Annotated in this window: 19 protein-coding genes; 4 read left to right on the top strand and 15 right to left on the bottom strand. The window is 37.0% G+C overall.

Annotated elements, in window-relative coordinates; genetic code table 11:
- Nucleotide 1: 1 nt before the first annotated feature.
- The 11 genes from BAQ44_RS00765 to fdhF form a co-directional block, all read right to left on the bottom strand.
- Nucleotides 2-1,051: a P-loop NTPase gene (locus BAQ44_RS00765; protein WP_071720240.1), complete on the bottom strand. Its 1,050-nt coding sequence runs from the start codon at nt 1,049-1,051 to the stop codon at nt 2-4.
- A gap of 60 nt (nt 1,052-1,111) precedes the next feature.
- Nucleotides 1,112-1,348 (bottom strand): molybdopterin converting factor subunit 1, encoded by a 237-nt coding sequence (moaD, locus tag BAQ44_RS00760; RefSeq protein ID WP_071720238.1) that lies wholly within the window; start codon nt 1,346-1,348, stop codon nt 1,112-1,114.
- A gap of 4 nt (nt 1,349-1,352) precedes the next feature.
- Entirely contained in the window at nt 1,353-1,817 is a 465-nt protein-coding gene (gene moaE / locus BAQ44_RS00755; RefSeq protein WP_063262502.1) for a molybdopterin synthase catalytic subunit MoaE, read from the bottom strand.
- Entirely contained in the window at nt 1,798-3,105 is a 1,308-nt protein-coding gene (gene moeA, locus BAQ44_RS00750) for a molybdopterin molybdotransferase MoeA (protein WP_071720236.1), read from the bottom strand. The genes moaE and moeA overlap by 20 nt, the downstream gene beginning before the upstream one ends.
- A gap of 18 nt (nt 3,106-3,123) precedes the next feature.
- Nucleotides 3,124-4,140, bottom strand: coding sequence for a molybdopterin-synthase adenylyltransferase MoeB (locus tag BAQ44_RS00745; RefSeq protein WP_071720234.1), 1,017 nt, complete (start codon nt 4,138-4,140; stop codon nt 3,124-3,126).
- A 24-nt stretch (nt 4,141-4,164) separates the two neighbouring features.
- Nucleotides 4,165-4,944, bottom strand: a complete 780-nt coding sequence (locus BAQ44_RS00740; protein WP_071720232.1) for a formate channel — start codon at nt 4,942-4,944, stop codon at nt 4,165-4,167.
- Nucleotides 4,945-5,144: 200 nt separating this feature from the next.
- Nucleotides 5,145-6,161, bottom strand: coding sequence for a GTP 3',8-cyclase MoaA (gene moaA / locus BAQ44_RS00735; protein ID WP_071720230.1), 1,017 nt, complete (start codon nt 6,159-6,161; stop codon nt 5,145-5,147).
- A 20-nt stretch (nt 6,162-6,181) separates the two neighbouring features.
- A complete protein-coding gene (gene fdhD, locus BAQ44_RS00730) occupies nt 6,182-6,979 on the bottom strand; it encodes a formate dehydrogenase accessory sulfurtransferase FdhD (protein ID WP_061678489.1) in 798 nt (265 codons plus the stop codon).
- 16 nt (nt 6,980-6,995) lie between these two features.
- Complete coding sequence (locus BAQ44_RS00725; RefSeq protein ID WP_000039580.1) at nt 6,996-7,340, bottom strand: Na-translocating system protein MpsC family protein; 345 nt, start codon at nt 7,338-7,340, stop codon at nt 6,996-6,998.
- A gap of 116 nt (nt 7,341-7,456) precedes the next feature.
- Entirely contained in the window at nt 7,457-7,939 is a 483-nt protein-coding gene (locus BAQ44_RS00720) for a helical membrane plugin domain-containing protein (RefSeq protein ID WP_000729894.1), read from the bottom strand.
- 12 nt (nt 7,940-7,951) lie between these two features.
- Nucleotides 7,952-10,891: a formate dehydrogenase subunit alpha gene (gene fdhF, locus BAQ44_RS00715; protein ID WP_071720228.1), complete on the bottom strand. Its 2,940-nt coding sequence runs from the start codon at nt 10,889-10,891 to the stop codon at nt 7,952-7,954.
- Nucleotides 10,892-11,340: 449 nt separating this feature from the next.
- On the opposite strand from fdhF, the gene BAQ44_RS00710 reads away from it, so the two are divergent.
- From BAQ44_RS00710 to BAQ44_RS00700, 3 genes are read left to right on the top strand one after another with little or no spacing between them, the layout of a single operon-like run.
- Entirely contained in the window at nt 11,341-12,879 is a 1,539-nt protein-coding gene (locus BAQ44_RS00710) for a spore germination protein (RefSeq protein WP_071720226.1), read from the top strand.
- Nucleotides 12,876-13,973, top strand: coding sequence for an endospore germination permease (locus BAQ44_RS00705; protein ID WP_071720224.1), 1,098 nt, complete (start codon nt 12,876-12,878; stop codon nt 13,971-13,973). Before BAQ44_RS00710 ends, BAQ44_RS00705 begins: the two co-directional genes overlap by 4 nt.
- A complete protein-coding gene (locus BAQ44_RS00700) occupies nt 13,974-15,110 on the top strand; it encodes a Ger(x)C family spore germination protein (protein WP_071720222.1) in 1,137 nt (378 codons plus the stop codon).
- Between the two features lie 79 nt (nt 15,111-15,189).
- On the opposite strand, the gene BAQ44_RS00695 is transcribed toward BAQ44_RS00700, so the two are convergent.
- From BAQ44_RS00695 to BAQ44_RS00680, 4 genes are all read right to left on the bottom strand, one after another.
- Nucleotides 15,190-15,324 (bottom strand): hypothetical protein, encoded by a 135-nt coding sequence (locus BAQ44_RS00695; RefSeq protein ID WP_001116178.1) that lies wholly within the window; start codon nt 15,322-15,324, stop codon nt 15,190-15,192.
- A 57-nt stretch (nt 15,325-15,381) separates the two neighbouring features.
- A complete protein-coding gene (locus BAQ44_RS00690) occupies nt 15,382-18,744 on the bottom strand; it encodes a tubulin-like doman-containing protein (protein WP_071720220.1) in 3,363 nt (1,120 codons plus the stop codon).
- Between the two features lie 73 nt (nt 18,745-18,817).
- Nucleotides 18,818-20,917, bottom strand: coding sequence for a vWA domain-containing protein (locus BAQ44_RS00685; protein WP_071720217.1), 2,100 nt, complete (start codon nt 20,915-20,917; stop codon nt 18,818-18,820).
- A gap of 250 nt (nt 20,918-21,167) precedes the next feature.
- Nucleotides 21,168-21,503, bottom strand: a complete 336-nt coding sequence (locus tag BAQ44_RS00680) for a hypothetical protein (protein ID WP_071720215.1) — start codon at nt 21,501-21,503, stop codon at nt 21,168-21,170.
- A 135-nt stretch (nt 21,504-21,638) separates the two neighbouring features.
- Here BAQ44_RS00680 and BAQ44_RS00675 point away from each other — a divergent pair.
- The coding region (locus BAQ44_RS00675; RefSeq protein ID WP_071720213.1) for a hypothetical protein at nt 21,639-21,891 on the top strand (253 nt) is incomplete at its 3' end.

Here is a 21,891-nt window from a genome sequence, read left to right as displayed (position 1 = left end):
TCTATCCTTTATAAATAATATCCTCCGCTAACGATGTAAACACTTCTCCTACAAGAGAGTCTTCATCATATACAGATGAACCGTTATTTTCTTCTCGTTTTGCAAAAGGTATTTGCGCGATCACTTCTGTTTGCAATTGTTCTGCAAGCATTTCGCCCCCACCTTTTCCGAAGAGATAGTTTTTTGATCCATCTTGTTCTTCATAATAAGCCATATTTTCTACAATCCCTAAAATCTCGTGTTTCGTATGTTTTGCCATAACACCTACTCTAGATGCTACGAACGAAGCTACATTGTGTGGTGTTGTAACGATAATCTCTTGCGCCTGTGGGATCATCGCTGCAACATCAATAGCAACATCTCCTGTACCAGGTGGTAAATCAAGAAGTAAATAATCTAATTCTCCCCAGTGCGTATTCGCAAGGAAATTTTGAATCCATTTATTTAACATCGGTCCGCGCCACATAACCGGGTTATTTCCTTCCGTAAAAAATCCCATCGACATAATTTTAACACCGTGACTAACGACTGGAATTGCTGTTTGATCAATCATCGTCGGTTTTTGATTCGTTTCCATCATAGCCGGAATGCTAAAGCCATATATATCTGCATCTAATATCCCTACCTTTTTGCCCATACGAGCTAAAGCAGTTGCAAGATTAATTGTCACTGTTGATTTTCCAACTCCACCTTTACCGCTCGTTACAGTAATAAATCGTACCCCTGAATCAAGGCGAAGCATGCTCGGCATACCAGTTTCTGTTCTCGTAGTTTTCTTCAACTTCTCTGTTAGCGCAGCTCGTTCGTCTTGTGTCATAGAACCAAATGTCAAATCTACCTTAGATGCACCAATTGCATGAAGAGACTCTTCCACATCTTGTTGAATTTTTGCCTTTAATGGACAACCTTGAATCGTTAGCACTACTTCAAGTTTAACCTCTGTTCCATTCATTTGTATATTTCTAACCATATTTAATTCTACAATACTTTTGTGTAACTCCGGATCCTCTACATGTTTTAATGCGTTCATTATTTGTTCTTGCGTAATCATAGCACTCATCCCTTCTCGTATTCGAATTTATATACAACATTTTCTTGGCGAAAAAGCTTTTTATCCCCCGCTAACAGGCGTGATTAATGCGACTATATCTCCAGCTTTTATCATCTCATCATTCGTTACAAACTCTTCATTCACAGCCACCATCACTCTATCAAGCGATTGTAAACTATAACTTGCTTTCAGCCATTCTTTTAATTGCAGAACTGTCATTTCTTGTTTTTCTAAAATTACGAATCGGTCCGATCCGACTTCCTCACGCAAATTTGCGAACAATAAAATTGTAATCATCTTCTCATTCTTCCTTCTTCGGTTTTCCTTCTGGATATGCCGTATTTTCAAGTTGATCTCCAATCCACATCGTTCCATCTTCCCAAAATTCTTTTTTCCAAATTGGGACGATTCGTTTTATACGTTCAATCGCGTATTCATTCGCTTCATACGCTACTTTACGATGCGGTGATGAAACTGCAATGACTACCGCAATATCCATGATTTCTAGCCGCCCTACACGGTGCGTAATTGCTACTTTTGCGTCCGGCCACTTTTCATTTATTTCTTCACCAATTCTTGTAAGTTGTTTTACTGCCATCGGTTTATATGCTTCGTACTCTAAATGTAGCGTTCGTTTTCCTTTTGTAAGTTCTCTCACCGTACCAATAAATGTTGTAATTGCACCTGCTTCTCTTCTTGCGACTTTATTCGTTACTTCTTCAACTAAAATCGGTATATCTACAATTTCAAATAGCGCTTGTCCCATTAGAAACACCTCTCACTTTATAAAATATCCCAGGCCATTCACTACCTTCATTATCTTCTAGCAAGAGAATATCTACGAACATATCTTTTTTATACCCTCTAGTACCACCTGGAAGTACAATAAATATATTTGTCTCTGCTAGGGAAGAAACCGAGCTAGATTTATCAAACCCTGACGGATAAGCAATTAATTGCCCTTCTTTATATGTCAGTTTTGCTCGCACAAATCTTGTAAATGGATTTGGTTTTAGAAAATCTTCTCCTAATAACGCTTTTTCTCTTTTCATATGTGCTTTTTCACTAAACATATACGTCCGAATACAAGGTCTTACAAACAATTCAAATCCTACGTAACAAGCAGATGGATTTCCTGATAAGCCAAATAATAACTTGCCATTTAATTGCGCTACAGTCGTAACACTCCCTGGCCGCATTGCAACTTTATTGAAAAGAACAGAGGCACCTAACTTTTCGTAAATAGCTGGTAAATAATCGTAATCCCCTACTGATACACCGCCTGTTGTAATGAGCATATCTACTTGACTTAACGCTTCTTTTACAGCTGTGAAACATGTATGAAAATCATCGCTAAACTTCCCGAAATATTTTACTCTGCCGCCCGCTCTTCGAATTTGAGACAATATCATATACGTATTACTATTTCGGATTTTCCCTGGCTGTAGTGAATCATTTACATCCAGTAATTCACTACCAGTCGCTAACAATCCAATTACAGGCTTTCTCGCCACTGGCACCTCACTATAACCGAACGTAGCAAGAAGAGCTGAAATACCCGGATGAATGTATGATCCTCTCTTTGCAAGAACCGTTCCTTTACGAACATCTTCACCTTGAAAAGAAATATTGTCACCCGTTTTGAACGATCGCTTCACTTCCATATAATTGTTGCCAGCTTTCTCATATTGACAAGTCAGCTCTAACATAACCACCGCATCACACCCATTCGGAATTTGCGCTCCCGTCATAATTCGAACTGCTTGAAACGGACCTACTTTCTCGTGGAATATTGATCCCGCACCAATTTCACCAATTACTTCAAACACAATTGGCGTTTCATAACTTGCTACATTCGTATCTTCTGCTCTAATAGCAAACCCGTCATACGGTGAACGATTGAATGAAGGCACATCATGGTCAGCTACTAAATCCTCTGCTAATATACGCCCGTAAGCTAATTCAATAGGTAGTAGCTCCTTTAGTCCCTCATTAGCAAATCCCATTACTTTTCGAATAGCTTCTTCAACCGTAATTGGCACTCTTCTTTCCATTATTGACAACCCTTTCTATTAACCGAATACGCGATAATATAATTGTTTTGCTTTCGAAATATCATTTGTACCATGAATGAAAACACGACCGTCTCGAAAAATAACGACGCGGTAATCATCTAGTTGGCAAGATAGTAAATACGGATTCCGATTTACTTTCCCTAGTTTGTTTAATACTTTTTCTATATCGTCAAAATCGTACTTTCTATTTTCTACTGACCTAATTTGTACTGTATTTCTTCCGCATAAAGCAGCTACCTTCGTTTGGTTTTCGTATGATAAATAAGGATAAGTTCGATTTAAGCCGCACGAAGGGCAATCGTCTGTTTTGATTTTCCCTAGTTTTATAAAATGGTTTTGATTACTCCATATATCAAACATGAAAAATGTTTTTCTAATTGCCGCGGAATCTCCTACTAAAATTTTGAATGCTTCCGCCACTTGATATGCTGCGACGATTTGAACAGTCGGGCTAATAATTCCAGCGGTATCACATGTCATACCTGTAACAGGAACATTCTTCAGCACACAATGTAAACATGGTGTCTCTTGCGGAATAATTGTATAACTCATACCGTACGATCCAACGCAAGAACCGTATACCCACGGGATATTATGTTTTTGTGATAAATCATTTATTACAAATCGAATATCGAAATTATCTGTTGCATCAATGATTACATCTACATTTTTTAATAGGTCTTCCATGTTTTCTGCACTTGCATCCATTACGAAAGCATCTATGTGTACTTCCGAATTAATTCGCTCTAACCGATTTTTAGCAGCAATTGCTTTCGGTATTTTCTCTCTTGCATCTTCTTCAGAGTACAATTGTTGCCTTTGTAAATTACTCCATTCAACGTAGTCACGATCAATAAGCGTCAACTTGCCAATACCTGCACGTACGAAACTTTCAGCACTCGCACTTCCTAATGCGCCTGCTCCTACAATTAACACATGTTTATTTCGAATTTTTTCTTGTCCTTTACTCCCAATCGGTTTGAACAACTGTTGTCGTGAATACCGCTCAGCCATTACATACCCTTCCTCTCACGAACTCTATTTCATATTAGAATGTTGTTTTTGATAACAAGCAAAGTAAGCAAATCCGACAAATCCAGCTCCTCCAATTACATTTCCGATAAAAACAGGAACAAAATTTCTAGCAAGATCCATCCACGTCAGATGACCTGCAAAAATAACTGCTGAAATAACAAACATATTTGCTACCACTTGCTGAAATCCAATCACTACAAATGCCATAATTGGAATCCAAATTCCGATTATTTTTCCGACAAAATCACTCGTCCCATAAGCGAGCCATAGCGCAAGACAAACGAGCCAATTACATCCAATCGCTAAAATTAAAGTTCTCCCAAACGTTTCATGTAACTTTCCTTCTGCTATCGCTACCGTTTTATTTAAATACTCTCCCTCTGTTAATCCGCCAAGATGACCGAAACAATACGCAACAAAAATGGCTCCAACGAAATTCATGAAAGTAATCCAAACCCAATTATTTAGTACACTTACCAATGTAATTTTCTTGGCATAAAGCGCCATAGAAAGTGACATCATATTTCCGGTAATTAATTCTCCTCCTGCTAATACAACGAGCATTAATCCCACAGGAAAAACCGCTCCTCCTAAAATATTGACTAAACTACCCCAGCGCTCAGGTAAATTACCTAAAACGCGAATGTTAAGCAAAAAACCTAACGAAATAAACGCTCCTCCTAAAAAACCGAGAATAAGCATTGCTGGCAACGTCTGACTTACCTTTTGGACACCGGCCTCAATTACAAGCTCAGCAATTTGTTCCGGTTTATGAAATGCCATTACCAATTCCTCCATTTTCTCCAAATAAAAAAGCAGCTTCAAAAAACCTCCTCAAAATGAAGGTTTTTGAATGCTGCTTAATTTCTCTGCACATCTTTTACAGAGATATCAATCATCACTTTTACTATAAAATAGAAAATCTACAACCGTTGCACATTTCCCATTTTGTATATACTTCATCAAAGCGTCACTCTTATATATCAACCACCAATATGTGACATTTCAATTTTAGGCGCTCTTTTTTTACTAGTATGACTTAAGCGTTCATCTGAATAACGATCTTCTCGGTTGTTCCATATATCACGTACGATATATGTTATTTCATCGTCAGTATATCCAGATCGAAGTAGTTCTCTCAAGTCATTTCCTTTAGAAGCGAACAAACAAGTATATAATTTTCCTTCTGCAGAAATACGGGCTCTCGTACATGAGGAGCAGAAAGAATCTGTTACGGATGAAATAATACCTATCTCTTCACTACTTCCAATATAACGATAGCGAGTCGCAACTTCACCTGCATAATTCGCTTCTATCCGTTCTAATGGCATAACTTGATGAATCGCATCTACTATTTCTTGTTTCGAGACGACCTCTTTTAATTCCCAACCGTTATAATTCCCAACGTCCATATACTCAATAAAACGAAGAATATGCTTATTTTCCTTAAAATATTGTGCCATCTGCAAGATGTCCTGTTCGTTTTTTTCCTTTTGAACGACCATGTTTATTTTAATTTTCATACCAACTTCAGCTGCAGCCTGTATTCCTTCTAGAACTCTTTGCACTTTGCTTCTATTACCATTCAAATAGAAAAAACGATCTTCTTCTAAGGAATCTAAACTAACTGTCACACGTGATAAACCTGCCTTATATAAATCAGGAGCAAACTTTTTAAGTAACGATCCATTGGTTGTTAAACCGATATCCTCCACACCATCTATTTTATTAAGGCGCTCAATAAGCTGCGGAAGACCTCTTCGAAGTAACGGTTCTCCGCCCGTAATTCGTAACTTTCTTACACCTAAAGAAACAAAAATACGTGTTATCCTTTCAATCTCATCAAAAGATAAAATTTTATCATTAGACAAAAACGAATAATCAGGACCAAATATTTCTTCTGGCATACAATAACGACAGCGAAAATTACAGCGATCAGTAACAGAAATACGTAAATCCTTTAAAGGACGTTGTAGTTTGTCTAATGTGACAGATTTCATATTTATTGCCTCGCTTTTACTTATTTTATATTTAAAACACGCTCTGGATGTGTATATACGTTTAAGGATTGATTCCGAATAAATCCTATCGTAGTAATACCTAATTCTTCTGCTAGCTGCAAAGCCAACTCAGTTGGAGCTGATTTTGAGAGTATAATTTCACAACCAATTTTTGCAACTTTCAATAATATTTCCGAAGAAATACGACCACTAAAAACAATGATTTTATCACTTATAGAAATATTATTTTTTAAGCAATAACCGTAAATTTTATCTAATGCATTATGTCTACCGATATCCATTCGGCTTAAAATAATAGCATTCACATCACACAAAGATGCATTATGAACGCCACCTGTATGACGAAATGTCTCTGCAGATTGCTGCATTTCTTTCATTAATCGAAAACAGTCTTCTGCAGCAACCTGTACATGGACGCCATTCATTTTTTTTGCGCTTAGTGCATCATTCGCAAAAACAAACCCTTGTCTACTCATACCACAGCATGAAGTAATATAACGTTTATTTTGCATTTGTTCGTAATACGGGTTCACTTTTTTCGTTGTGACATGTACAAATCCTTCTTTCTCTTGTACCCATATGTCATCAATATCTTCATACTTCCGAATGATTCCTTCAGATGCTAAGAAGCCTATTACCATGTCTTCTATATATTCTGGAGTACTAACCATTGTAACAAACTCCTGTCCGTTCATTTTAATCGTGACTGGAAACTCTGTTACAATGCTGTCCTCTATATGTTTAAACGCCCCTTGTTCATAACGAAAGATTTCTCTTTCTACCTGTATCGGTTTCACGATCAGTATCCTTCTCTCACGTTATATTTTTATCAAAAACGAATACCGAAACTGCAATATCTTCTTCTACTTTCATATCTGAAAATAAATTCACTAATTTCGCTCCAACAAGTTCCTCCAAATGTTCACGGGAATTCGCAGCATACACTTCTTGAATCATTTTCGTTCTAGCCAAATGAACCATTTCCGCACCGTCCATCGTACTTGAAATGAATTTTTCAGTAGGTGTTAAGTTTCCGTAAAGGGTCGCAATCGCCATATTTTCAGCAAAAACAGTATGAATTCGTTCCGGTCCTTTTCCGAAAAGTTCCTTTCGAAGTTTTCGTATCATATCATTAAATTCATGTACTTTTTTTGACATACAATTATACCTCCAAAAAATCCTCATTTTACTTTATTATATATTTTACCAAAATGAGTCTTCCGCCCAAAATATTTCGTACAAACATTTGGGCGAAAAGATTCACTTCATGAAGATTATTCGTCTTTTAACCCTTTACCCATACCTTTTAAGAAATGAAGCCCAAACCCGATAGCACGGTTAATGTCTGGGTCTTTCAATACTTTCATAAGATCGAATACCCCTACTTTTTTATTACTCTCTAGATGTTCATTACCTTCTTCTAGTCCTACTAATAAACTACCTATAAGCTTTTTCGTAAGTTCCGGATCAAGTTCTGTTAAAGCACCTGCAGCGCCCATCATATTATTAATTAAATTTGTAACAGGCTCACGAGTCACTTGGCCAAGAACAATTTTTGCGATTGGTTCTTTCGCTTTTAGCATAGAATTTGCGGCTTCTAGCATTCCGATGTCATTTAATTCACCGACAATATTAAACATTTGATTTAAAGCTTCTTCATTATTAGCTAGAAGTTCTTTTAAATCATCTAATTTTTGCTGTTTTATTTCTTCCTCAGTTAATTCTTGTTTTTGAATCATTTTTATAGGTGCAGCCATATTTTTCTCCTCCTACTTATCCGTTAAATGCACATACCCTGAACGTGCCCACTTACGATCTACCTCAATACCAGCTTGAGGGTGACGTTTTTTATTGCGTGGGTTCGCTTTTGGCATCGGATTTTCGCCATCAACTTCTAGCAATTCCATACGCACTTTCGTCTGTTTATAAGCAGGTGTGTTCGTACGCGTATCAACTGCAGGACCTGTTAAGAAATTAATTGCTGTTTCATTATCTGTAGAGTTCATCGGTAAATATAACTCATTCGCTTTTACACGGTCTGTTACAAGTGCGCGTAATTTTAATGCTCCAAAAGGAGAGACAAGACGAACTAATGAACCTGTTTTCACTCCACGTTCTTTCGCAAGCGCTGGAGAAATTTCAACGAAAACGCCAGGCACTTTCGTTTGAATACCTGTTGATTTATTTGTCATATTCCCTTCATGGAAATGCTCAAGCATACGGCCGTTATTAATGTGAAGATCGAACTCCGCTGGGAATTCAGCTGGACGTACCCAATCAGCAATTGCAAAACGCGCTCTTTTATCTGGGAAGTTAAATCCATCTTGGAACAGAAGTGGTGTATTTGTTCCATCAAAACTTCCCCAATGGAAACTATTCCATCCTTCAAGTACTTCATAATTTGCTTGTGAGAATAGTGGTGATAAACTTGCCATTTCAGCAAAAATTTCACTTGGATGGCTATAATTCCAGTTTGCACCTAATTTATTCGCAATCTCCTGCACAATCCACCAGTCTGGCTTCGCATCTCCAAGCGTAGGAAGAACTTGATACAATCTTTGTACACGGCGCTCTGTATTTGTGAAAGTACCTTCTTTCTCAAGAGACGGTGCTGCTGGTAATACAACATCTGCATATTGAGCAGTTTTAGATAAGAAAACATCTTGCACAACGAAGAAATCAAGGCTTGATAATACTTCATGTACATGGTTCGCATTAGAGTCTACAAGAGCCATATCCTCTCCAACAAGATACATAGCTTTCATTTTCCCTTCATCAATTGCATGAAGCATTTCAATATTATTAAGACCTGGTTCACTATTAATTTTCACTCCGTAAGCCATTTCAAATTTCGCACGCTCCATATCGTTAGTAACGTGCTGATATCCTGGAAGCCATCCTGGTAAAGTACCCATATCACAAGCACCTTGTACGTTATTATGACCTCGAAGTGGATATGCACCAGCACCTGGACGACGATAATTACCTGTTGCAAGAAGTAAGTTTGAAATCGCAGCGGAAGTATCAGAACCACCCGTATTTTGCGTTACGCCCATACCCCAAAGGATACATGTACCATCTGCATCACGAATCATTTCAGCCATTTGAATAAGTGTTTCTTTTGAAATATCAGTCATTTCTTCTGCATATTCAAGTGTATATTCTGTCAGACTCTCTTTGAAATCTTCAAAGAAGTTTACATTCTCATCAATAAATCGTTGATCGTGCCAGCCTTGATCAATCATATATTTCGTAACAGCCATTAACCATACTTGATCTGTTCCTTGTTTTGGACTAATAAAGACGTCTGAGCGCTCTGCCATTTCTGTTTTACGCAGATCAGCGACAATTAATTTTTGTCCGTGTAATTTATGCGCACGTTTAATACGTGTAGCTAAAACAGGATGACCTTCTGTCGGATTACAACCTACAATAATAACAAGACCGGATTTTGCGATATCTTTAATCGTTCCTGCATCTCCGCCCATACCAATTGTACGGAATAATCCGTCTGTCGCTGGTGATTGACAATAACGTGAGCAGTTATCAATATTATTCGTTTCAAATACTTGTCGAGCTAATTTTTGAATAACATAATTGTCTTCATTCGTAATTTTTGATGAAGAAATAAAACCGATAGCATCTTTACCGTATTCTTCTTTAATAGATCCTAATTTACTTGCAACTACATGTAGTGCCTCTTCCCATGTAGATTCAACAAATGTTCCATTTTTACGAATTAAAGGTTTTGTAATTCTTTCTTTAGAATTTACGAAATCCCAACCGAATTTCCCTTTTACACAAGTAGAAATTGCGTTAACTGGCGCATCAGAAGAAGGCTGTACTTTAAGGATTTTACGCCCTTTCGTCCACACTTCAAATGAACAACCTACACCACAAAATGTACAAACTGTTTTCGTTTTCTTCGTACGAGTATCACGCATGGCCGCTTCCACTTCTGATACCGCAAAAATGCCGCTATATCCAGGCTCAACTTCTTTAATTAAATCTACCATTGGTTCAAGAATATCTGGTTTTAATCCCGTCATAAATCCAGCTTCACCGAGCATCGTTTTCTCCATTAAAGCATTACAAGGACAAATGGTTACACATTGACCACAGCTCACGCATGAAGAATCATTAATATCGACTCCTTCATCCCAAATAACTCGTGGGCGTTCCGCTTCCCAGTCTATTGATAACGTTTCATTTACTTGTAAGTTTTGACATACCTCAACACATTGACCGCATGCAATACATTGATTAGGATCGTAGCGATAAAACGGATGCGTCATATCAACTTCACTTACATCTACTTTCGGTTCATAAGGATATTTTTGATGTTCAATCTCCATTAGTTCTGCTGTATTATGCAGCTTACAGTTCCCATTGTTGTTATCACATACAGTACAGTATAATAAATGATTTTCTAGTAACCGATCCATCGCCTCTGTTTGTGCTTCTTTTGCACGAGTAGAATTACGTTCAATATTCATACCTTCCGTCGCCACTGTCGAACAAGAGCGCATTAACTTTCCGTCAACTTCTACAATACAAGTGTCACATGTTTGAATAGGATCTACTTCTGGCACGTAACAAATTTGCGGATGTTCAATCCCGTTCTCATTAATAACACCCAATATCGTTGAACCAGGCTCCGCTGTATACTTTTTTCCGTCAATTGTAATATGAACCATGTTGTTATTCATGGTCTTTCCCCCTTTTTGAGAATAAAAAAACTCCACCACGAAAATACACGCACCACATTTCGGCACGTTATTATCATGGTGGAGTAGTTTATTAGCACATCTTGCTAAAATACCAATCCATTTATTCATAAATAAAACGATAGATTCATAACAGGTCATATCACGATTCCATCTTTAACACTATAATTATAGCGTTAAAACTAAAAATATACAATATAAAATTTAAACTACGCATATGTCCGCATAGAACTATCCATAATAACCCATATAAAGTGAAACTTTAATCAGTGGGGGTTTTCTTCATCCCCCACTGATTATTAGCCCTCACCAATCGGACTTTTATGGGCAGTTGATCCCCCATCTAAATTCTTTGCTTTCGCTGTATTTTGAGATGGGGGTCTTACTGCCCATTAAAGTGGGATAATACATGACAAGGAGTAAGCGAACAAATGGGGTCTTTTAATAAATGGATACGTGGTGAAAAATCTTTTTCTGCACAAGAGCAAGCTGATCACCAATTAAAAAAATCTATTTCTTCTTCTCTTTCCCTTAATCTAAAGCACTTGTCCAAACTGTTTAGCGGTATTCCAGAATTAATTACACGCACTTTTCCGTTAAAAAACGGAAAAGAAGCTGCACTTATATATATGGAAGGACTTGTCGATAAAACTGTTATTAACATTGATATTCTCCGCCCCCTCCTATTTAAAGAGTGGAATGAGGACGATTTTTGGGAATCCTCCGTTACAATCGGGAATATACAGAAAGTTCAGCAGTGGGCAGACATCGAGCAGTCCCTTTTACATGGAAAAAGCATTTTATTCATAAATGGACAACTTACAGCTTTAGAACTAGATACGCAATCCGCACCAAAAAGAAGTATTGAAGAACCGACTACAGAAACTTCCATAAAAAGCTCGCACGAAGGATTTAATGAGGTAGCGAGCGACAGTCTTGCACTTATTCGTCGATATATTCCAAATCGCGAATTGAAAGTGAAGGAATTCACTGTTGGTGAACGAGCTACTTCAAAGGTTTTTTTGCTATACCTAGCAGACACTGCAAATGAAGATGTCGTACAAGAAATGGCATGCCGTATCGAATCCATTAAAGTGGATGCCATTCTTACTACCGGAGAATTAGAAGGATTTGTTGAAGATAATTCCTACACTCTCTTTCCGCAATTATCTATCACTGAACGTCCTGACACAACGGCCCATCACATTCTGGATGGACGAATTGCTGTTGTTGTAGATCGCTCACCAGGCGTATTAATTGGACCTATGACTTTTTCAGCTTTTTTTCAGACGATAGATGATTACAGCTTTAGGCCAATGATTCCATCTTTCATTCGATTACTTCGTTTCACCGGATTATTTATTGCAATATTTGCACCAGCTCTTTATATTGCTATGATTTCCTTTCATTATGAAGTGATTCCCCTTAAATTATTGTTAACAATTGGAGAATCTCGAGCTAAAATTCCTTTTCCTCCTATATTAGAAGCACTTTTGATGGAATTAGTACTTGAAATGCTCCGCGAAGCTGCGGTTCGGCTTCCTGGTCCTGTTGGACAAACGATCGGCGTCGTAGGAGGGATTGTCATTGGACAAGCCGCGGTTCAAGCAGGAATCGTAAGTAATGTTATGGTTATCGTCGTATCGATTACTGCAGTCGCTTCTTTCATCATTCCAAATATGGAAATGTCGGCAGGAATTCGGCTTCTTCGATTCCCAATGATGGTAATCGCTTCGTTATTTGGTGTCATTGGCATTATGGTCGGGATGGCAGTTATCATCATCCATATTCTTTCTATGGAATCACTTGGTGTACCATATGGTAGTCCTTTTTCTCCATCATTTGCTTCGGATTTAAAAGACATTCTCATACGTTCCCCATGGAAAATAATGAAAAAACGACCACTCTCTCTTAACTTGAAACAAGAAAACCGACAACGAGATATGAAGGAAAGGAAGGAAAAGAAGTGACAAATCGCGCAAAGAGGGAGATCACTTTATTTCAATACATTCTAACAATTAGTGGTGTTCAAGTTGGATTTGGTGTACTCACACTTCCACGTGAAGTTGCACAAGGGGCGAATACCGATGGCTGGATGTCAATTATTATTGGATGGGCTATAACTACTTGTGTAAGTCTTTGTATTATACAAATTATGGCGAAACATCCTGGTTATTCTTTACTTGATGTGTTAACACGTTATTTTGGGAAATGGCTAGGAAAAATCGCGATGCTACTGTGGATTTTATATGCTGTACTTGCAGCTGTTTCTTTAATATTCTCCCTCTTATACGTTATTCACATTTGGATTTTACCTAGATCTCCAATGTTTTTAATTATGATGTTACTATCTATTCCAATGCTTATGCTCGCATGTAAAGGTGTTCTTATTATTAGCCGCTATGCTGTTTTTACTGTCTTCTTTACACTCTGGATGCCATTATTATTATTTATCCCACTTAAAGACGGGCATTGGGTTTATCTTCTTCCTCTCCTGAAAGAGGGATGGATACCCGTTTTCAACACAGTAAAATCAACTATTATTGCGTTTCTCGGATTTGAATTTGCATTTGTCCTTTATCCTTATCTCAGTAATAAGTCATCTGCCAAAAAAGGGATCGTTCTTGCGAATTTGATTACGCTATTTGTTTATCTTCAAGTCACGTTCGTCTCTTTTGTTTATTTTAGCCCGGATGGTATAACAAAGTTTTTATGGCCCACTCTTTCTCTTGTTACACCCTTTCACTTTTCATTTCTGGAACGGTTTGAAATTATCTTTTTGTCATTTTATCTCTTCATTATTTTTGATTCTTGCATTCCCTATATTTTCACTGCTTCAGATGGAATCAATCAATTACTTAACAAAAAAGAGAGTTCATTACCTGTTTGGTTTTTACTATTTGGGTGTGTTTTCGTTTTATTCTTTTACATCCCATCCTCGTATCAAATAAGTGCATTGCGAGAATTTTGGGGAACTGCAAGTTATTTTATCGTTTTTCTATTCCCAGTCGTATTTCTCTTATACATGACACTTTATCAGCATTGGAAAAGGAGAAGAATTTAAATGAGGCGCTTTATTTTCACTATATTTTTCTTTCTCATAACCTTTTTAACAGGATGTGGAGGAGATCGGCTCGACTTAGAAAAACAATCCATTTCATTAATTTATGGGTTTGATGCAAAAGCAAAAGGAAAATTAATTGTGTACCACGTAAACCCTATTTTTAATGAAGATGTGGAGAAAAAATACGAAACTCATGAAGCGACAGTACATACCCCTCGAGAAGCAAAAGCAACATTTAATAGTTCAAGTAGCGGTTTAGTATCTACAGAAAAGTTACAGCTCATTTTATTTAGCACGAAGTTTTTAAAACAAGAAGGCGCTATGCCTTACCTTGATGTTTGGTATCGCGACCCTAAAAATACTGGAAATATGCGCATGGTTGCAGTTGACGGTCCAATTTCTTCTGTTATATATAATAATTTCAAGGATAAGCCTGCACTTCCTGAATATTTAACAGATTTAATTAATACGAACAAACTATACAATCGAACCGCGTTTACGACATTCCATGAATTTCATAGGCAAACTTTTAATAAAGGTATAACACCTGCTATCTCAGAAATAAAAAAAGGAAAAAAAGATATTATCGTTACCGGTTCCGCACTATTAACTTCTCGCGGAATCTATAAGATGTCTTTAAATCGATATGAAAGTGCCCTCCTTCTTCTATTACAAAAGAAGGCCAATACACCAGTTTCTCTTACAATGAAGATCCCTTCTACTCAAGTTGAAAGTAATAGTGATTTAAAAGATACAGAAGGCAAAGATTTCGTAACAATAAATGTTCTTAGCATGAATCGTGACATTCACACAAATTATAACGATAACCACTTCAAATTTAATATTGCAATGGATTTTAAAGTTTCCGTATCTGAACTTACATTCAACATGGATATAGACAAAGATAGAAAGAAATTAACCTCTCTTATTACAAAACAGCTAAACAAAGATTTAAACGATTTAATCCACAACATTCAAAAGCAGCAACTTGATCCGTTTGGATTTGGTGATTATGCGAGAGCGTTTCAATATAAAGAATGGAAAACTGTCGAAGATGATTGGCCAAGTGCCTTTTCAAAAGCTAATGTGAAAGTAACTCCTACTATTAAAATTTTAGAAAACGGGATCATTAAATAGTAAAAACACGCTACTTACTCTTATACGTGTAAAGAGTAAGCAGCGTGTTATCATTTTTATTTTGAAACTTCTTATACAGTTACGCTTCTGTTTCTGGTTCTTCGTTTTCCGCTTGTTCCAATCTTTGCTGCTCCGCAAGTTCAGCTGAAATCATTCCATAATAAATTTCTGGATACAATCCAAATATTTGATATACACTTCCTAAAAACGGCATCGGAATCCCTCTTTTCTAAAGTTGTATTGCCACTTTTAAGGATTCCCTTTTCATTCATTAAACATTCGTTTTTGGTGTTTCCTCTTCATCATAAACGCTTAATAAATTTTGCCACTTTTTATAAGGAGCACTATTTGGGTCTACATAACCTTTCGCATACGAACGATCCCACAATTGTTTAATAAACATTTCTTTCTCTTTCTTTGCAACCATATCGGCACCTGTACCGTAATAGTTTTGGAAATACAACTCAATTTCATCAAGAAATAGCCTTAATAATTCATCAGAAGTTTCTTCTAGCGTTGGGTCATATTTTGCTTCACGGTCATACATTAAAATCATATCTAAAATATTATGGACATGCTCTTTACGAAGCCATCTAATATCTTGAGCACCTAATACGAACGGATGTGTATATAAATGTCCGCCCTGTATCATCGCTTTTTCTTGTTCTTCTTCAAATCTGGACAAGATGTTTTCATAAATAAACGGATTATGAAGCAATGCTCTGTGTAATTTGTAACTTTCACTTGAAATATTTTTTCCCATCGACTGAATTAAGAAGCTACGCCCAACACCGTTATATTGATACACGAACTGACCATCAACAGCAACTAAACTAATCCAGCGATACATATACGCGTATAGAAGAGCTCGATTACATTTATCGTAATCTAACTTCGTTTGTGTTGCATTTAAGTCTGGCATGAATGCTGGTAAGTGCCAATACTTATCTAAATGCGGCGTTAAACTAGATTTTTTACTATTCAACTTGTTTACACGGCGATAGTATGACTGAAAATAATCACCTTTATCATTCATAAATCCATTTGCAATGTGTCCAGACGAAAGCTTAGGAAAGTCTTGCAACGATAAACCGTAATGCGCACGATAACAAATGACTTCAAATGGCGAAAAAGCTTCATGTACTGTATCTTTTTCTTTAAACATTTCTTGAATTAATTCCTCTTGTAGTTCTTTCTTTAAAGATGGATGTATACCCCAATATTGTAATTCCCTATGATGTGAAACTTTCGGCACAAATGGACTAGCTAAATGGAACAAGTCTTCAATTTTTTCACGGACGTATTCATCACGATCACGCTTCTTATAATCCGCTTCTTTTCGTAACGCCTCAACGATATTCAGTTCTAACTTATCGCGATAGCGTATTTGTAATTCATCGTAGCAATAACTTAGTATGTGCTCACGATAAAAGTCTTCTACCTTTTTCGATTGAATCTCTTCTGTTTTCGCATCCCGGCAATATTCCCCGTATAAACTCATATAAATTTCCGCAGATATATCTTTCGGTAATACTCCTAAATTTAAATGTTGCTGCATATCTTGCCATATTTTTCCTTGTAACTTCTCTTCAGCTAATACGTATACATTCGTTGGGTTTGTTTTCCCTTCAAATTCCTTGCTTCGTTTTTGAATTTCGAACAATAAATTTTCACGTGTTTCGTGTAAATTATCAAAAAATCTTTCCCAATATTGAATCATTTTATTAACCGCTTGATATAGTGATTGATAAACGAGTTCTAATAGCATTTCTTTACGATACTCGTTTAATTTGTGTACATACTGCGTTACAATATCTTCAAATTCTTTTTTAAACAAACGCTGCTGATTATTCATCATTTTTCCAAACCAGCCTTGTTGCTGCGCGATTTCTACTCGGCGAACAGCTGTTACCGTTCCATCAATATTACTCACATTAAATTTCTTATCGTAGTTTTGAATTAAATTGCGCTTTTGTTCATTATTTTCATGTAGTCGATTCATTTTCTCGACTAACTGCTTTCGAATTTCATATAACATAAAACGAGCTGATACTGGGTGAACAGGATCTGTTTTCTTTAAAAACCATGTATTTAGTTGATATGACTGCCCTTCAGAACCACTTGGTGAAAAACGGTCTGATTCAATCATGTCATATAAAAGTGTCGTTACATGTTCATGTACGCGGCTCGGAATCGCATACGCATATAAACGAACCGCATGATCCACTCTTGCTACTTCACCTTTCATTTGCTCCATCATTTTCAGCTTCGCAGCCGAAATTTTACACTCATGCTGCAGACGGTTTAATTCCTCATCTTTTTGCACCGTACGCTGTACATAGCTTTCTACAGCTTCTAAAAATAATTTAGATTTCGCTACACCAACCTTACCACCTTCTGCTCCTTCACGCGTTTCATTGTACATTTGTCTATAGAAAATATGAGCCTGTTCCGGACGAGTAGCAAGATGTTCTAAGTCTTCTAAATAACTTTTCCCACGCTCTGGCTTTTCACGTTGCATCCCTCGTTTTACATCTTGATCATATCTTTGTTTCTTCTCTTGAAACAGTTGATCTAAATGAAGCCACGATTCATCTAAACCTTGCACTGCCCATTTTAAAGCACAATATTTTAACACGTGCTCATACGGATAAATAATCTTTGCCGTTCCTGCCCCGCAATATCGTCCTTTCCCGCTCGATTCTGCTAATTGCTGAATTTGATTATCTTCCTGCGCAAAATGGTTTGCAGACATCGGACTAAATAACTGTAAATAAATCGTATTTGCCATTTGCTCCATATAATCTGATAAATTGTGCAGATGGTGTCCATGTAGATTTTCATAATCGTATAAGAAACAATAATTGTACGGTAAATGATGCTGTTTAATCGTATGATTCGTTCTCCCATCCTCATCTACTTGATCAGGACGATACTCTAATTCAATCGTGACGCCACCGCGTTTTGATAATTCCCCCGTAGAACCGAGTGTAATGGCATGTAATTCTTTTAACGAGGCATAGCCGTTTGCCTGCACCGTTTCAAACTCTTTCGCACTAACCGTTCTCGTCTTAACTAAAACGTCAGGCATTAGAAATGCACCACGTATTAAAATGTTGTGATGCTGCAGTTTTTTCCGAAGCATTTCACGTAAATATAATGCAATTTGTAGAAACATCCCTGAACCTGTTCCGCCCGCTAGTGACGTTACTATAATGACACGTACTCCATATTCCGTTTGATCGCTTGTAACCGGAAAAATCTTCTCGATTTCTTGCCAAAAGGATGTCAATTTATCTTCTTTCATCGCAGCACGTAACGCTAAACGGGAAATGACGCGTAACTGTCCTGCCCCTTCCGTCAGTGGTTTATCAAGTATAGTCGGGTCCATTGGAAACCATTCTGGAATCGTTGGATCTCCCGCAATATACTCTCTTGGCGTTTTACTTGAACTCGTTTGTGTTTTAAACTTTCGAATATGATCAAATTTACTCAATGTATTCACATCTGTATCAAATACGTGCATTGCTACCTTTTTCCGGCGCTCCTCAGGTAGTCTTTCATATATTTGATGTGTTACAGTACTACCGATTCCACCTAAACCAATTAATATCGTTGGAACTTGTAACGTCATGTGAACCACCTTCCTATTCTTGCTTGTTTGAAAAGAGGAGGGAAAGCTAAAATTCCCCTCTTTGCCCTATCTACTATTCACACTCGTACCTGTAAATCTCTTTACCATATCCTCTATCAATTACTAAAAGTTCATTTGGATATAGCGTCTTATGCTCCATTCCAACCTCATCCTCTGTTATAAACATCCCATCAATAATCATTCCTACTACTTGTGACTCTTTCGCTACAAATATTGATTTCGATCCTTTCTTTGCTATAAACGTAACAGATTGCACAGTCTTTCTTTCTGCCCTAAACGGAATGCCAAAATAGTGCTTCCACCATTTATTTTTAAGTAACTCTGGTTCAGATTGATATAACCAATCTTTCGCTACCTCTTGATCCCATTCGTAATACAATAGTGCTTTCCGGTGAAATCTTGGACGAACAATCCATCCTAAAACGATTATTCCTACTACTAACAGTAATAAAGTGATAGGAATAACAAACTTAAAGATAAGCGCATATTTTTCATAAAACGGTGCATTTTGAATATGAAGTGAAATACTTTTCTTTACTTCTTGTAATTTTGAATCTTGCACTGCGATGGTAGCTTCTACGGTGCCGGTATCTGTAAAATTGAATGTGTCGGAGTAATGAGGTCGAGGATAAATATAAATTTGATTACCATGTTGTTTGATTTCATAGTTGATTGATTGTTTAGATGTGACACCAGTAGATTTTAATAGTTTCTTTACAGCCTCTTCTGTCATCGGCTTACCATCTAACTGTGGTTGTATAATAAAGGGTTTACTATTCTCTAAATTTGTTACTTTTTCTTCATAATCTTTCGTAATAGTTTGCAGTGATAATTTTGGTTTTTCCGTTACTTCGACTTTAAATTCTTTCGTCTGTCTGTAAAATCCCTTTATGTTCATATGAACTTTCCCGCGCACTAACCCTTTATCAATCTTCGTTTCGTAGTAAAATACATGTTTTTTATCGTCCCACTTCATCTGGTACTGTTTTCCGTCTATTTCTACTTCTGCCTGAAAATATGAAGACTGAATTGGTAATTCGGTAGGCTTCGCTTCAATAACAGCAGTAACACCTTCGTACATTTCTTCCACATTTTTTTGACTACGATCATCTTTGTCATAAGTAGAAACAGTATAGTTAAGCGCTGGTTCAACTAGTACTTGTAGTCCTTCTTTCTCAATGTCTCGATCCACCTCTATCGTATAAGTTCCTGGTTTAATAACTTCCTGATTTTCCGTACTGATATGAACTATATTTCCGAATAATTTCGCTTCTCCTGGTGCATGTATGGAATAGGAAGATTGGAATTGTAACGGTTTAGAAATTTGTGTGACCTGATAAGTAGACAAAGAAGGCGATTGTCGTACAAGCGTCATACGCTTTAATGGAAATGGTGTTGTAATCTCTACTTTCTTCCCTACTACTTTCGTTTTTACAATCGATTCAACAGAAGAGAACGGATCACGATTTGCAACTAATGCAGCCACTTGATTGACGCTTTTTACAATACCATCCTCTCCACTAGATGGCATCGCTACTCCGTTTATCTCTTTCTTCCATATCTCTTTAAACGTATTTAGTTGTGCCTTTTCTTGCTGTCCTAAATCCTCTTCCATCGTAATTAAAATTGGATGTAGCGATATCTTTTTTGCATCCATATCCTTCTTAAACTGTGCTAACTTCTGCAAGATTTGTTCTTTCCCGCCAACCTTATCTTTCTCTAAATCATTAAATGCCCCGTCAGTTAAGACAATAAGCCAAAATTCACGTTTTCCATCTATATCTGCTTCCTTTTTTATAGATTGCATCGCCGTTTCTACTGCGCTAAACGGAGTATTTAAATACGTTTTCCATGCCCCAATCCCCTCAATTTCTGTTTGTCTCTTATCCTTCGTTAACGAAATGTTTAATGGATCATTCGGCTTGCTCATTGGAACATACGAAAATTTATCTTTTTCATCTAATAGCGCAACTAAACTTTGCAAAGCGTAATTGGCATATTTCCAGCGATCGTTATTTCTCATGCTGCCCGAATCATCATATACAAGTGAAACGACCCTTTCCTTTGCCTCCTCTCCTTTTGCAAAAGTCCAAAAAGGATGTAACCATATAAATAGAAACAACATGAATGTGGCACAAATTCGAATTTTCATGATGAGGCTTCGCCACCTTTGTAGACAAATTCCTATGTTTAAATTTATGAGAGGAAACAAGATATATGACTTGTATTTTAGGACAACTAACATAGCATAACTTTATTATGTAAACAGTTATATAAACTGAATAGTATTCCTTCTAGCGTTTTCTATCCGATACTATAAGTAAAAAAGCCTGTTTAAGCTCTACACTTAAAACAGACTTTTCCTACTTTTCGTATTCAAAACATATATCAAAAAGTTTGATTTATTGCTTCACATACACTTCAACAACCGGGTTATCTTTATTATCCGCATGCAAGCGTATATTCTCTTCACTTGTACTATAAATACTAGCTAATAACATAATTGTTAACAAATTAGGAGTTTTTGCATCGCTTCCGTATTTTCTTTCAAGTGCTTCCTTATATTCAAAATCCAAATCCCCCTGCACATATGTATACACTTCAAAGCCATCTTCTAAATTGCAAACTACTGTATCAATTATATCTGCCCCTACTTGCTTCTTCATCTCCTCTCGCAATGCTTCAATAAATTCTTCCCACGGTACTTCGTATGTCTGAAACTGATCTGTAGATTTCATTGCCTTTTCCTCCTTATATATCCTTCTCCTATATTTCCCCTTTCCTATAACAATTATGATAGATAGGGCATTCGTACAAGCCGCACTTGTCCCCTTTACATATCGTATTACTGTAATGGGGAAGGAGGAAAGAACATGCATAGACAAAAATGTTACGATACGTGCCAACGTTATTTCGGTAAAGTCGTTCGAATTGAAGATCGTGATGGTCGCATTCATTTAGGTAAAATAATTGATGTGACAAAAAGCTCCGTATGGATTGAACCAGTGCAACAGCGCTCATCTTTTGATACAGGATTTGGATACTATGATGCTTATGCAAACGGTGGCTGTGATCTTTGCGGCGGCATTAGTAGATGTGATAGCTGTGGATTTGGTTGTGGTGGTG

This window comes from Bacillus mobilis (genome assembly GCF_001884045.1).
Classification (GTDB): Bacteria; Bacillota; Bacilli; order Bacillales; family Bacillaceae_G; genus Bacillus_A; species Bacillus_A mobilis.
The sequence above is the reverse complement of the archived record's forward strand: the minus strand, read 5'-3'. Positions and strand labels throughout refer to the sequence as shown.